Source organism: Caballeronia concitans (genome assembly GCF_001544615.1).
GTDB classification, from domain to species: Bacteria; Pseudomonadota; Gammaproteobacteria; order Burkholderiales; family Burkholderiaceae; genus Caballeronia; species Caballeronia concitans.
In genome coordinates this window covers 195,039-208,733 of the sequence record NZ_FCNV02000005.1, presented here as the reverse complement: position 1 = coordinate 208,733, position 13,695 = coordinate 195,039, and the positions used below count along the sequence as shown (strand labels likewise).

11 protein-coding genes are annotated in these 13,695 nt (G+C 63.0%); 6 read left to right on the top strand and 5 right to left on the bottom strand.

What is annotated here, in order from left to right; all coding sequences use genetic code 11:
* Positions 1–11 precede the first annotated feature (11 nt).
* Both thrC and AWB72_RS15155 read left to right on the top strand, forming a co-directional pair.
* On the top strand, positions 12–1,457 hold the full coding sequence (thrC, locus tag AWB72_RS15160; protein WP_087128157.1) for a threonine synthase: 1,446 nt from the start codon (positions 12–14) through the stop codon (positions 1,455–1,457).
* 179 nt (positions 1,458–1,636) lie between these two features.
* Positions 1,637–3,229 (top strand): ABC-F family ATPase, encoded by a 1,593-nt coding sequence (locus AWB72_RS15155; protein ID WP_040049494.1) that lies wholly within the window; start codon positions 1,637–1,639, stop codon positions 3,227–3,229.
* A gap of 77 nt (positions 3,230–3,306) precedes the next feature.
* Here AWB72_RS15155 and AWB72_RS15150 read toward each other — a convergent pair whose 3' ends face one another.
* The 3 genes from AWB72_RS15150 to AWB72_RS15140 form a co-directional block, all read right to left on the bottom strand.
* The gene (locus tag AWB72_RS15150; protein WP_040049495.1) at positions 3,307–3,510 is read right to left on the bottom strand and encodes a DUF1289 domain-containing protein; all 204 of its coding nucleotides are present in this window, start codon (positions 3,508–3,510) and stop codon (positions 3,307–3,309) included.
* Between the two features lie 25 nt (positions 3,511–3,535).
* Complete coding sequence (locus tag AWB72_RS15145; protein ID WP_244285640.1) at positions 3,536–4,789, bottom strand: phospholipase A; 1,254 nt, start codon at positions 4,787–4,789, stop codon at positions 3,536–3,538.
* Between the two features lie 93 nt (positions 4,790–4,882).
* A complete protein-coding gene (locus tag AWB72_RS15140; RefSeq protein WP_040049496.1) occupies positions 4,883–6,217 on the bottom strand; it encodes an Nramp family divalent metal transporter in 1,335 nt (444 codons plus the stop codon).
* A 560-nt stretch (positions 6,218–6,777) separates the two neighbouring features.
* On the opposite strand from AWB72_RS15140, the gene AWB72_RS15135 reads away from it, so the two are divergent.
* From AWB72_RS15135 to AWB72_RS15120, 4 genes are all read left to right on the top strand, one after another.
* Complete coding sequence (locus AWB72_RS15135) at positions 6,778–7,914, top strand: polyamine ABC transporter substrate-binding protein (protein ID WP_244285639.1); 1,137 nt, start codon at positions 6,778–6,780, stop codon at positions 7,912–7,914.
* A 118-nt stretch (positions 7,915–8,032) separates the two neighbouring features.
* On the top strand, positions 8,033–9,190 hold the full coding sequence (locus AWB72_RS15130) for an ABC transporter ATP-binding protein (protein WP_040049497.1): 1,158 nt from the start codon (positions 8,033–8,035) through the stop codon (positions 9,188–9,190).
* Positions 9,187–10,089, top strand: coding sequence for an ABC transporter permease subunit (locus tag AWB72_RS15125; RefSeq protein WP_040049498.1), 903 nt, complete (start codon positions 9,187–9,189; stop codon positions 10,087–10,089). The genes AWB72_RS15130 and AWB72_RS15125 overlap by 4 nt, the downstream gene beginning before the upstream one ends.
* Positions 10,089–10,907: an ABC transporter permease subunit gene (locus AWB72_RS15120; protein ID WP_040049552.1), complete on the top strand. Its 819-nt coding sequence runs from the start codon at positions 10,089–10,091 to the stop codon at positions 10,905–10,907. Before AWB72_RS15125 ends, AWB72_RS15120 begins: the two co-directional genes overlap by 1 nt.
* A 37-nt stretch (positions 10,908–10,944) precedes the next feature.
* On the opposite strand, the gene AWB72_RS15115 is transcribed toward AWB72_RS15120, so the two are convergent.
* Both AWB72_RS15115 and argE read right to left on the bottom strand, forming a co-directional pair.
* Complete coding sequence (locus tag AWB72_RS15115) at positions 10,945–11,949, bottom strand: threonine/serine dehydratase family protein (RefSeq protein WP_040049499.1); 1,005 nt, start codon at positions 11,947–11,949, stop codon at positions 10,945–10,947.
* 21 nt (positions 11,950–11,970) lie between these two features.
* Positions 11,971–13,197: an acetylornithine deacetylase gene (gene argE / locus AWB72_RS15110; RefSeq protein WP_040049500.1), complete on the bottom strand. Its 1,227-nt coding sequence runs from the start codon at positions 13,195–13,197 to the stop codon at positions 11,971–11,973.
* Positions 13,198–13,695: the final 498 nt, after the last annotated feature.

Below are 13,695 nucleotides of genomic sequence, written 5' to 3'. Positions count from 1 at the left end.
CAGGGCGTGACATGAACTACATTTCGACGCGCGGCGCTGGCTCGAACGAGCGCCACACGTTTTCGGACATTCTGCTGGGCGGTCTCGCGAAGGACGGCGGCTTGTATCTGCCCGCCGAGTATCCGCGCGTTTCCGCCGATGAACTCGCACGCTGGCGTACGCTTTCGTACGCGGATCTCGCGTTCGAAGTGCTCTCCAAGTTCAGCGACGACATTCCCGCCGACGACCTGCGCTCGCTCACGCGCAAGACGTACACCGCGCAGGTCTACAGCAACGTGCGCCACGAAGAGAGCGCGGTGCAGATCACGCCGCTGAAGACGCTCGGTGTCGAGAACGGCGCGCCGCTGTCGCTGCTGGAATTGTCGAACGGACCGACGCTCGCCTTCAAGGACATGGCGATGCAACTGCTCGGCAATCTGTTCGAGTACGCGCTGGCCAGGCACGGCGAGACGCTGAACATTCTCGGCGCGACATCGGGCGATACGGGCAGCGCCGCCGAATACGCGATGCGCGGCAAGGCCGGCGTGCGCGTCTTCATGCTCTCGCCGCACAAGAAGATGAGCGCCTTCCAGACCGCGCAGATGTTCTCGCTGCAAGATCCGAACATCTTCAATCTGGCGGTTGAAGGCAATTTCGACAACTGCCAGGACATCGTGAAGGCCGTATCGAACGATCACGCGTACAAGGCAAAGCACAAGATTGGCACGGTCAATTCGATCAACTGGGCGCGTGTGGTCGCGCAAGTCGTCTACTACTTCAAGGGCTATTTCGCCGCGACGCAGAGCAACGACGAACGCGTGTCCTTCACGGTGCCGTCGGGCAACTTCGGCAATGTGTGCGCGGGGCATATCGCGCGCATGATGGGCTTGCCGATCGACCAGCTCGTCGTCGCGACGAACGAAAACGACGTGCTCGACGAGTTCTTCAAGACCGGCGTGTATCGCGTGCGCGGCGCGGCGGAGACGTATCACACGACGTCGCCGAGCATGGACATTTCGAAGGCGTCTAACTTCGAACGCTTCGTGTACGACCTGCTCGGCCGCGATCCGGCGCGCGTCATGCAGCTTTTCCGCGATGTCGAAGAGAAGGGCGGCTTCGATCTCGCGGCGAGCGGCGATTACGCGCGCGTGAAGGAGTTCGGCTTCGTATCGGGCAAGAGCAGCCACGACGATCGCGTGGACACCATCCGCGACGTGTTCGAGCGTTACGACACGATGATCGACACGCACACCGCCGACGGCGTGAAGGTCGCGCGCGAAAACCTGAAGCCGGGCGTGCCGATGATCGTGCTCGAAACCGCGCAGCCGATCAAATTCGGCGAGACGATCCGCGAGGCGCTTCATCGGGAGCCGGAGCGTCCGGCGGCGTTCGTGGGACTTGAAAAACTGCCACAAAGGTTCGATATCGTTCCGGCAGATGCAGCCGTGGTGAAGGCGTTCATCGCCGAGCGAACCTGAGTTTTCCCTTTCGCGGATGCTCAGCGCGGGGCGCGGCCTGATCGAGGGCCGCGCCCCGCGCCGCTTTGGATCGCGCGCGGGACGTCCGGCCGGCGCTGCCCGCATCGCCGCAGGAAATCCCGGCTAAAAGCTGCTAAAATCTTAGGTTTTTCGTCGTACATCATTCAAAAGGACGCGCCGTGCTGTCTACCGCCAATATCACCATGCAATTCGGGCCGAAGCCTCTCTTCGAGAACATTTCGGTCAAGTTCGGCGAAGGGAACCGCTATGGACTGATCGGGGCGAACGGCTGCGGCAAGTCGACCTTCATGAAGATCCTCGGCGGCGATCTCGAACCGAGTTCCGGCAACGTCATGCTCGAGCCGAACGTGCGCCTCGGCAAGCTGCGCCAGGACCAGTTCGCGTATGAAGACATGCGCGTGCTCGACGTCGTTATGATGGGCCACACCGAAATGTGGGCCGCGATGACCGAGCGCGACGCGATCTACGCGAACCCGGACGCCACCGACGACGACTACATGCGCGCCGCCGAACTCGAAGCGAAGTTCGCGGAATACGACGGCTACACGGCCGAATCGCGCGCGGGCGAGCTGCTGCTCGGCATCGGCATCAACATCGCGGATCACAACGGGCCGATGAGCAACATCGCGCCGGGCTGGAAGCTGCGCGTGCTGCTCGCGCAGGCGCTGTTCTCGAAGCCCGACGTTCTGCTGCTCGACGAGCCGACCAACAACCTCGACATCAACTCGATCCGTTGGCTGGAAGACGTGCTCAACCAGTACAACTCGACGATGATCATCATCTCGCACGATCGACACTTCCTGAACCAGGTCTGCACGCACATGGCGGACATGGATTACGGCACGCTGAAGGTCTATCCAGGCAATTACGACGACTACATGCTCGCAAGCACGCAGGCGCGCGAACGCCAGCAGGCCGCGAACGCGAAGGCGAAAGAGCGCGTGGCCGACCTGCAGGACTTCGTGCGCCGCTTCTCGGCGAACAAGTCGAAGGCGCGTCAGGCAACCAGCCGTCTCAAGATGATCGACAAGATCAAGATCGAGGAATTCAAGCCGTCGTCGCGGCAGAATCCGTTCATCCGCTTCGACTTCGAGAAGAAGCTGCACAACATCGCGGTCGTGGCCGAAGGCATCACGAAGAAGTACGACCGGACCATCTTCCAGAACTTCAGCCTGAGCGTGCAGCCGGGCGAGCGTATCGCGATCATCGGCGAGAACGGCGCGGGCAAGACCACGCTGCTGAAGTCGCTGAAGGGCGCGCTGCAGCTGGACGGCGGCTCGGTCAAGTGGGCGGAGAACGCGAACGTCGGCTATATGCCGCAGGACACGTACGAAGAGTTTCCGAAGGACGAAACGCTCACGGAATGGGTCGATCAGTATCGTCAGGAAGGCGACGACGATCAGATGGTGCGCGGCACGCTCGGGCGTCTGCTCTTCAACGCGGACGACATCAGGAAGAACGTGAAGGTGCTGTCGGGCGGCGAGAAGGGCCGCATGATCTGGGGCAAGCTGATGCTCGGCCGCCACAACGTGCTGCTGATGGACGAGCCGACCAATCACATGGACATGGAGTCCATCGAATCGCTGCAGATCGCGCTCGAGAAGTACGAAGGCACGCTGATTTTCGTGTCGCATGACCGCGAGTTCGTGAGCGGGCTGGCGAATCGCATCATCGAAGTGCGTACGGACGGCACGCTGCGCGACTTCGGCGGGAACTACGAGGATTTCCTGGCGAGCCAGGGGATTCAGTAACGGTCATTGCCGTCGACGTATCGAAGAGCCGCACTCAGGTGCGGCTTTTTTGTGTGCGCCGGGGCTGCTTCGCGAACTCAGACTTTGTCGTTCCGGAAGCGCATTGCCGTGCCTTCGCGCGTGATCCGCTCCCAGATCGCGCGCTTCTCTTCATCGTTTAGAAAGACCCAGTTCGATACTTCACCCGCCGTGCGGCCGCAGCCTTTGCAGATTTCATCGAAGAGGGTGGAACACACGCCGATGCAAGGGCTGTCGGGAAGGTCGTGGAGAATCGAGGACATGAGCGGAGTAGTCGGAAAATAAGAATCAGCGGGCAATACTGTAGCCTATCCGCGCGATCCAGTGATGCCGCTGGTTGTAATCCAGAATGTCCTCGCCGTAGCCGTTGAAATAGCTCACGAACACATATCCGCCCCACGCGCTGCCGAAGAGCTTCGCGAGCGGATAAGTCAGATTCGAGTCCACGCTGCCGTACCAGTGCTTCGTGCCTTTGCGCAGCGTCGTCGCGAGCTGCCAGCCGTCCGGGCTGCCGTATTTGACGAGAAAATCGACATAGCCGCGATAGTCCGCGATGTCCTCGTTGCCGCTCTTCGACAAGTAATAGTAGAACTTCGGCGACAGCGTCAGGTGATCGCTGGCGAGATCGCCGAAGTCCCACGTCGGACGCACGAACGCGATGTTGATCGCGCGCGACTCGTCACCGCTCTTGCCATTCGATTCATGCCCGATGCCCGCCGTCACGCCCATGCGCGTGAAGAGCGGGCTCTTCCAGCCGGTGTCCTGCACGTAGTAGAAAAGCTGCGGCTGATAGCTGGTGTCGCGAAACGGCGCGGACGGAGCGGACAGATTCCATATCGATGTCTGCGTGTACGCGAAGTACAGATTGTCGAGGAAGCCGCGCGAGCGCGGATCGTCCGGCAGATGCAGCCGGTACTTGAAGCTGAACTGGAACTTGGCGAGGTTGTCGCCGTTCTTGCCGTCGGCGAAATAAATCGGCTCGAAGGTGCTGAAGCGGCCGGAGAGCATCGTCGGGACGGTCGTCGGCGATGCATCGGCTTCGGCGGCGGCGCTCGCGAGCTGCGCGGGCGTGGCCGCCTGCGTTTCGCGCTTCTCGGCGGCAGCGACCTGCGCCTGGTTCTCGCCGCGATTCAGCGTGACGAGCATCGGCGATGCATCGAACCCGACCGGATCGATCTTGACCGTGCCGCGCGCGGATTCGGGCCACGGCGCGGCATAGCGCACCCGGCGATACTGCCCCGGCGCGAGCCGCAGACGATCGGGCGTCGCCGGGTCGCGATTCAGCACGAGCGGCGCCGGCGGCAAATCGCCGTTGGTCAGTTGCACGGTGAGTTGTTTCGGCACGTCGACGGTGAGGGGCTTCTTGTCGTCGTCGGTATAGAGCAGCGTGAGTTCGAGCGGCTGGGCCGCAGCCGCTTCGCGTGGCGGTTGCAGCACGGCGACCGTCGCATGCGCGCCCGTCGTGAGCGCGAGAAGCGCGAGCGCCAGATTCGCGCGATTGCGCTCACGCGCGAACGAGACCATTCGTGAAGCGGGAGCCATCAGGCGGACATCCTTTTCGGAAAAGCGGCGTTGCGCGACGAGGCGTCATCGTAACCGCGCAAGACGGAACCCGCCTGATCCCGACAGCGCACGTCACTGCCCGAAGATCGACTGCCACAGCATCGCGCCGTTCAGCACCACGATCAGTCCGGCGCATGTCCAGGCGAGCGAGAGCGGCACGCGCGCGACGCGCCAGCGGCCCATGAGGTCGGCATCGGAGGCGAAGCGCACGAGCGGAATCACCGCGAGCGGCAATTGCAGGCTCAGCACCACTTGCGTCGCGACGAGCAGCGCGTTCGAGCCGTGCTGGCCGAAGCTCGCGACGGCCGCGAGCGCCGGGCCGATCGCGAGCCCGCGCGTGAGCAGCGCCCGCGCCCAGCGCGCCATCTTCAGTTGCAGAAAGCCTTCCATCACCGCCTGGCCGGCGAGCGTCCCGGTAACGGTCGCGTTCAGCCCGCACGCGAGCAGCGCCGTCGCGAACGCGATCCCCGCCCAATGGCTGCCGACGAGCGGCGCGATGAGCCGGTGCGCATCGGCGAGATCATCGACGTCCGTATGACCGGCCGCATGAAACACCGCCGCCGCCACGATCAAAAGCGACGCGTTCACGACGAACGCCAGCCCGAGCGAGGCGAACGTGTCGATGTTCACGCCCTTGAGCGCATCGCCGATAGTTTCATCGTCCCGTTGCGGAGCGTGGTCCTTCACCAGCGACGAATGCAGATAGAGGTTATGCGGCATCACGGTCGCGCCGAGCACGCCGGCCGCGAGCCACAGCATGCCGGCATCGCGCAGCAACGCGGGCGAGGGCGCGAGGCCCGTCAGCACTTCGCGCCACGCCGGATGCGCGAGCGCGAGTTGAACCACGAAGCAAAAGCTCACGAAGAGAACCAGCGCGGTCACGGCGCGTTGAAGGGGCCGTTTGCCGCCGCGCTGCAGCGCGAGCATCGCGAACGTGCCGATCGCAGAGGACAGCACGCCCGCGGTCAGCGAGAGGCCGAAGAGCATCTGCAACGCGACCGCGCTGCCGACGACTTCGGCCACATCGCACGCAATGATCGCGACTTCGCACGCGAGCCACAGCAGAGTGGTCGTGCGCCGGCTGTAACGCTCGCGGCAAAGCTGCGCGAGATCGCGCCCGGTGACGACGCCCACGCGCGATGCGACCCATTGCAGGAGCATCCCCATCAGGCTCGCGAGCAGCACGACGAAGAGCAGCCGATAGCCGTAGCGCGCGCCGCTCGACAGCGCCGTCGCCCAGTTGCCGGGGTCCATGTAGCCGACCGCGACCAGCGCGCCTGCGCCCGCGAACGAGTACCAGCGGCCACGGGGCGGGCGCGGACGTTCGTCGCGCTTCGCCGGCAAGGACGACGGCGGGCCGGACCTTCTGCCGGAAAGCTCGGCAAGCGCGGACGGATTGCTGTTCATGCGGACGTTGGCCTCGAATAGCGGTGCAACGACGCACGAGGGCGCGGCCTTCGAAGCCGTGCCACGGCAGCGTGCGTTGCGGGTGCAGAATGGCGACGCTTCTCGCGACGCACGTCGAAATGGCTAGCAACGACTGTTCCGCTGGCTATTCGTCAGGCGGGCGCATTCGTTTCGCGGCGCGCGCATTTCCCTTGTCGGCGATGCCGTCGACGGGGCGCGGCGCAGTACGAACGGCCGTCACGAATAATGACATCGCCATGCGCCGGAGCCGCGACGCTCCACTGGAGCGAGTGTGGTTTTATGAGGTGTCGCCGGGGCGAATTAAGGGCTAAAATGCGCGCACTTTCCGGGCGGCGGAACGTGCCGCGCGCGATGGCGCGACATCGAAAGCCGCGCGACAGGCGCTCAGCCGTGTGCTTTGCGCGACAGGCCGCGCATTATTTTTTGTCGCACTTCGGTTTAATGGTAGTTTTCGGGTTTTTAAGGGAACCGCGGGCCGCACGCGCACGACCGAAACGCGCGGCGACGTCGTCGAGAAGTCGGAACAAGGGAGAATCGAGATGAACGGAAAACTGGCGGCTCGCGCGTCGACGCGCACGGCCAAGCTGGCGAAACTCGCGGGCGCGCTCGCATGCACGGCGACGCTGCTGCCGCTCGCGGCATCGGCGAAAGATACGCAGCTCAACGTGTACAACTGGTCGGACTATATCGCCAAGGACACGATTCCCAACTTCACCAAGCAGACCGGCGTCAAGGTGAAGTACGACAACTACGATAGCGACGACACCCTCCAGGCCAAGCTGCTGACGGGCAACTCGGGCTACGACATCGTGGTGCCGACGAGCAACTACGCCGGCAAGCAGATCGCCGCGAACATCTTCTCGCCGCTCGACAAGTCCAAGCTGCCGAACCTGAAGTATCTCGATCCCGAGCTGATGAAGCTCGTCGCGGGCGCGGATCCCGGCAATCAGTACTCGGTGCCCTGGGCGTACGGCACGACCGGTCTCGGCTACAACGTCGACAAGGCGAAGCAGATTCTCGGCGCGAACACCGCGCTCAACAACTGGGACATTCTCTTCAAGCCCGAGAACATCTCGAAGCTGAAGGCCTGCGGCGTGTCCGTGCTCGACGCGCCCGACCAGATGTTCGCGGCCGCGCTGCATTACATCGGCAAGGACCCGATGAGCACGAATCCCGCCGACTATCGCGAAGCGCTCGCGATGCTCAAGAAGATCCGCCCGTACATCACGCAGTTCAACTCGTCGGGCTATATCAACGACATGGTCGGCGGCGACATCTGCTTCGCGTACGGCTGGTCGGGCGACGTCGTGATCGCGAAGCATCGCGCCATCGAGGCGAAGAAGCCGTTCAAGATCGAGTACTACATTCCGAAGGGCGGCGCGCCCGTGTGGTTCGACGTGATGGCCATTCCGAAGGACGCGAAGAACAAGGAAGCCGCGCACGAGTGGATCAACTACATCGAGACGCCGCAGGTGCACGCGGCGATCACGAATGCCGTGTACTACCCGAGCGCGAACCTCGAAGCGCGCAAGTACGTGGACAAGGACGTGGCGAACGATCCGGCCGTGTATCCGCCGCAGGACGTCATCAAGACCCTGTTCCTTCTGAAGCCGTTGCCGCCTGAGATTCAGCGCCTGCAGACGCGGCTGTGGACCGAATTCAAGTCCGGCCGCTGAGTGGAACAGCCGGTTATTCAATGAAAGACGAAGCCCTCGGACCTCCGGGGGCTTTGTTCGTGATCCGTCGCACGCGATGGAACCGCGAACGCGAGATGCAGGAGTCGAACAGGCAATCATGAGTGAGCAGTCGAGCGCGTTGAAGGCAGCGCCACAATCGGGAAATGCGTCATCCGGACAGAGCACGGGCGACGACTTCGTGCGAATCGTCGATGTCGTGAAGAGATTCGGCGAAACGGTGGCCGTGAAGGGCGTCAATCTGTCGGTGAGAAAGGGCGAACTCTTCGCGCTGCTCGGCAGTTCCGGCTGCGGCAAGTCGACGCTGCTGCGCATGCTCGCGGGCCTCGAGTCCGTGACCGAAGGGCAGATTCTGATCGATGGCGAGGATCTCGCGAAGATGCCGCCGTATCGCCGGCCAGTGAACATGATGTTCCAGTCGTATGCGCTCTTTCCGCATATGAGCGTGGAATCGAACGTCGCGTTCGGGCTGAAGCAGGAAGGCGTGAAGGGCGGCGAGCTGAAAGATCGCGTGCACGACGCGCTGCAGCTCGTGCAGATGGCGCAGTACGCGAAGCGCAAGCCGCATCAGCTTTCCGGCGGCCAGCAGCAGCGCGTGGCGCTCGCGCGCAGTCTCGTCAAGCGCCCGAAGCTCTTGCTGCTCGACGAGCCGATGTCCGCGCTCGACAAGCAGATCCGCCAGCGCACGCAGATCGAACTCGTCAACATTCTCGATCAAGTGGGCGTCACGTGCATCATGGTCACGCACGATCAGGAAGAAGCCATGACGATGGCCAATCGCCTCGCGGTGATGAGCGAAGGCCAGATCGTGCAGCTCGGCACGCCGCATGAAGTCTACGAGTATCCGAACAGCCGCTTCTCGGCGCAGTTCATCGGCTCGACGAATTTGTTCGATGGCAACGTCGTCGAGGACGAGCCGGATCACGTCTTCGTCGAATCGCCGGAACTGCCCGTGCGTCTGTATGTGAGCCACGGCATCACCGGGCCGCTCGGCATGCCGGTGACCATTTCCGTGCGGCCGGAGCGCATCGCGCTCACGCGCAAGCCGCCCGAAGGCGCGTTCAACTGGGGACGCGGCAAGGTGACGAACATCGCGTATATGGGCGGCTATTCGCTCTATCACGTGACGCTCGAAAGCGGCAAGACCGTGGTCGCGAACGTGACGAGCCTCGCGCTCGGCGAGATCGATTCGCCCACGTTCGGCGACGAAGTCTATGTGCGCTGGAGCGCGTCGGCGGGCGTGGTGCTGACGTCATGAAGATCGCCGAACGTCTCGGGCTTTCGGGCCGCACCGCCGTCATCGCGGGGCCGTATCTGTGGCTGCTGCTGCTCTTCTTCGTGCCGTTTCTGTTGGTGGTGAAGATCAGCTTCGCGGACAGCCAGTTGGGCATTCCGCCGTACACGGAACTGCTGACGCTGAAAGAGGGCGTGATGAACATCGCGCTCGATTTCTCGCACTACGCGTTCCTGTTGACGGACAGCCTGTACTTCGCGACCTACATGAACTCGCTGCTGGTCGCGGCGGTATCGACGGTGCTGTGCCTTTTGATAGGCTATCCGATGGCGTATTACATCGCGCGATCGAATCCGGCCACGCGCAATCTCTTGATGATGGCCGTGATGCTGCCGTTCTGGACGTCGTTCCTGATCCGCGTGTACGCGTGGATCGGCATTCTCAAGAACAACGGTCTGCTGAACAACTTCCTGATGTCGATTGGTGTGATTCATACGCCGATCGAGCTGTATCACACGAACATCGCGGTTTATATCGGCATGGTGTATTCGTATCTGCCGTTTCTCGTGATGCCGCTTTACGCGCACCTCGTGAAGATGGACCTCACCTTGCTCGAAGCCGCCTACGACCTCGGCGCGAAGCCGTGGAAGGCGTTCGTGCAGATCACGTTGCCGCTGTCGAAGAACGGCATTATCGCGGGCTGTCTGCTCGTGTTCATTCCAGCGGTGGGCGAGTACGTGATTCCGGAGCTGCTTGGCGGCGCGGACACGCTGATGATCGGCCGCGTCATGTGGAACGAGTTCTTCGATAACGCCGACTGGCCGATGGCCTCCGCCGTCACCTGCGCGATGGTGCTCTTGCTGCTCGTGCCGATGGCGCTCTTCCAGCACTTCCAGGCGAAGCAACTGGAGGAAAAGCGATGATCAAGCCCAGCCGTTCGCTGCAGATGACGTCGCTCGGGATCGGGTTTGCGTTCCTGTATATCCCGATCATCAGCCTGATCGTCTATTCGTTCAACGACTCGCCGCTCGTTACCGTGTGGACCGAGTTTTCGTTGAAGTGGTATCGCGCGCTCGTGACCGACGACGAGCTCATCAACGCGGCGTGGCTGTCGCTGCGCATCGCGTTTCTGACGGCGTGCGCGTCGGTCGTGATCGGCACTTGGGCGGGCTTCGTGCTCGCGCGCATGGGGCGCTTTCGCGGTTTCACGCTCTATACCGGCATGATCAACGCGCCGCTCGTGATTCCCGAGGTCATTCAGGGCATTTCGCTGTTGCTGCTGTTCGTCGAGATGGCGAAGCTGATCGGCTGGCCGGCGGGCCGCGGTCTCTTCACGATCTGGATCGGGCACGTGATGCTGTGCATCTCGTATGTAGCGATCATCGTGGAATCGCGCGTGCGGGAGCTGAATCCGTCGCTGGAAGAAGCCGCGCTCGACCTCGGCGCGACGCCATTGCGCGTGTTCTTCTCGATCACGCTGCCGCTGATTTCGCAGGCGCTCGTCGCGGGCTGGCTGCTGTCGTTCACGCTGTCGATCGACGATCTCGTGCTGTCGGCGTTCCTGTCCGGACCGGGATCGACGACGCTGCCGCTCGTCGTGTTCTCGCGCGTGCGTCTCGGGCTGAATCCGGAGATGAACGCGCTCGCGACGCTGTTCATCGCGCTCGTGACGGTGGGCGTGATCGCCGCGAATTATTTCATGCAGCGCAGTGAGAGAAGGCGGCTCGGGGCGGTGTCGTAAAAGCACAGCGGCCCGTTTTATACGGGCCGTTTTTGTATCAGACGTTCGCCATATGCCGCGCGAATGTCGCGGGATCGGTATTCGTCCCGCATAGCAACACACCCACGCGCTTGCCCTGCAGCCGCTCGCGCAGCGGGCCGAGCAGGGCGGCGGTCGCCGCCGCGCACGCCGGTTCGACCGCCAGCTTCAGTTCGCTGAACAACTGCTGCATGCCGTGCCGCAATGCGTCGTCGGACACGGTGACGACTTCATCGATATGCCGACGACACAGCTCGTAGCTGTACTGCTCGGTATGCGGCGCCATCAGCGAATCGGCGATGCTGTGCATCGCGCCCATCTTCACCGTGTGATTCGCGGCGAAGCTGCGGCTCATCACGTCCGATCCCTCCGGCTCCACGCCGTACACGTGCAGCGACGGATTGGCGAGGCGCATCGCGGTCGATACGCCCGCCGCCAGCCCGCCGCCGCCGATCGGCAGAATCACCGCTTCAAGATCGGGCGCCTGCGACGTCCACTCGTAGCCGAGCGTCGCGGTGCCGAGCACCGTGCGATAGCCGTTGAACGGATGCACGAAGAACCGGCCTTCTTCGGCTTCGATGCGCCGCACGATTTCGAACGCTTCCGCCACGTTGTCCGCCGGCACGACTTCCGCGCCGAAGCGCCGGCATAGCGCGACGCGCGCGGGACTCGCGTTCTTCGTGATGACGACCTTCGCGCCCACCTCCATGCGATGCGCCGCATACGCGACCGCGACCGCGTGATTCCCCGCCGATACGCAGGTGACGCCCGCGGTGCGCTCGTCGGCATCGAGCGCAAGGATGTTGGAGAACGCGCCGCGCGCCTTGAACGTGCCGCTCGCCTGCAGCAGTTCGAACTTGAACGTGACGGGCGTGCCTTCGAGCGTCGGAAAGTCGTGCCGTTCGAAGATGGGCGTGCGCGCGACCCACGGCGTGAGCGCCATGTGCTGCTCGGCGATGTCGTCGAGCGTGGGAATCGGCGTGCCGTCGATCGTATTGTCGGAATGCTGCGTGGCTGCGGACATGGCTCGTGTGATCGCGAAGGTTCAGCGCGCTTGCGCTTCGACCGACATGCTGTGAATGAACTTGCCGAGGAAGGCTTCGCACGCGGCAAGCTGCTCGAGCGAAACGTATTCGTTCGCCTTGTGCGCCTGCTCGATGTTGCCCGGCCCGCACACGATGCTCGGCACGCCGGCGAGCGCGAAGAGTCCCGCTTCGGTGCCGTAGGCGACCTTGCGCTTCTCCTGGTTCGCGGTGAGCGCGCGCACGAGTTGCGTGATCGCGGCCTGTTCGGTGGCGTCGAGGCCCGGCGCGGATGCGATCTTCGAGAACTCGATTGCCGCGTTGCCGTGCTCCTTCAGCATCTTCGGCAGCAACGTCTCGTGCGCGTAGCTTTCGATGCGCCTGAAGATCTGGTCCGGGTCAATGGTCGGCAGATTGCGGAATTCGAACTCGAAGTTGCATTCGGCCGGCACGGTGTTGATCGCGTTGCCGCCTTTGATCGTGCTCGTCTGACCGGTGGTGAAGGGCACGTCGTAGAGTTCGTCGAAGGGGCCCTTGGCGCGGAACTCGTCGATGAGATCGCGAATATGGCAGATGAGGCGCGCGGCATATTCGATGGCGTTCAAGCCCTTCGGCGTCAACGATGAATGCGCCGCCGCGCCGCGCACGCAGCAGTGGTACGTGTTGATGCCCTTGTGCGCGATGATGGGACGCATCGATGTCGGTTCGCCGACGATGCAGCCGTCGGGCCGCACGCCGCGCTTTTGCAGGTCCGCGATCATGAGCGGTGCGCCGGCGCAGCCGATTTCCTCATCGAACGAGAACGCGAAGTGAATGGGCTTGGCGAGCTTGGTGGCCTGCATCGTGGGAAGCATCGAAAGCGCTGCGCCGATGAAGCCTTTCATATCGCAGGCGCCGCGGCCATAGAGGAGGCCGTCGCGGACTTCGGGCTTGAAGGGATCGCTCGCCCAGTCCTGGCCGTCGACGGGAACGACATCGGTATGACCTGACAAGACGATGCCGCCGTTCGTTTGCCCGTCGTGGGCGGGTACGGTGGCGAAGAGGTTGGCCCACTGGCCGCGCGGATCGGTCGTGATGGTCGATTCGATGCCTGCGGCGCGCAGTTCGTCGCGCACGGTTTCGATCAGACCAAGGTTGGGATTGCGGCTGACGGTATCGAAAGAGACGAGCCGTTCGATCCACGGCAAGGATTTCGGATTTTCCGACGAGGATGAGACTTCGAGATGCGCCGGATCAGCGATCTGTGACATGTTTTCACTCCTGCGGGTAGGGTTCGATCATAGCGCAAAAGAATTTTTACTGAACGCACGGGGGCGCCGTCTTGGTTTGGCGCGCTGGTTTTAGTTCTTCGTTTGTTCGTGTCGGTCTATTAGCTCGCCCCTCCCCGGGGCGGGGGTCACTTTCTTTGCTGCTGCAAAGAAAGTAACCAAAGAAAGCAGCTTTCTTGGCCCGAAGCACGCCATGCTTGACTACCCTGTAGAACCACGTTGGCACTCAGCTTGAATCAACCTTGGATCACCTTCCACGCCCGCCGAGCGCCACCCCATGCGAGCCCCCGGGCTCGACAACACCAGTGGGGCACTTCGCCCCACTAAAAGACAAGCCCAACGAGAAACCAATGCCGTAGGCGAGGAGGGCGCGAGTGCGCGCCCGCGCGCGCCGTTGGTTCGGCTAGGGTTGCAACGTGCTTTTCTGTCGGCACGGACCGTTGTGCGCGATCGGTGTTGTCGAGCCCGGAGGCTCGCATG

Bases quoted from the DNA above. Each gene is read 5' to 3' on its own strand.
- thrC (WP_087128157.1), top strand. From the start codon at position 12: ATGAACTACATTTCGACGCGCGGCGCTGGCTCGAACGAGCGCCACACG.
- AWB72_RS15150 (WP_040049495.1), bottom strand. From the start codon at position 3,510: ATGTCCTCGATTCTCCACGACCTTCCCGACAGCCCTTGCATCGGCGTG.
- AWB72_RS15145 (WP_244285640.1), bottom strand. From the start codon at position 4,789: ATGGCTCCCGCTTCACGAATGGTCTCGTTCGCGCGTGAGCGCAATCGC.
- AWB72_RS15140 (WP_040049496.1), bottom strand. From the start codon at position 6,217: ATGAACAGCAATCCGTCCGCGCTTGCCGAGCTTTCCGGCAGAAGGTCC.
- AWB72_RS15135 (WP_244285639.1), top strand. From the start codon at position 6,778: ATGAACGGAAAACTGGCGGCTCGCGCGTCGACGCGCACGGCCAAGCTG.
- AWB72_RS15130 (WP_040049497.1), top strand. From the start codon at position 8,033: ATGAGTGAGCAGTCGAGCGCGTTGAAGGCAGCGCCACAATCGGGAAAT.
- AWB72_RS15125 (WP_040049498.1), top strand. From the start codon at position 9,187: ATGAAGATCGCCGAACGTCTCGGGCTTTCGGGCCGCACCGCCGTCATC.
- AWB72_RS15115 (WP_040049499.1), bottom strand. From the start codon at position 11,949: ATGTCCGCAGCCACGCAGCATTCCGACAATACGATCGACGGCACGCCG.
- argE (WP_040049500.1), bottom strand. From the start codon at position 13,197: ATGTCACAGATCGCTGATCCGGCGCATCTCGAAGTCTCATCCTCGTCG.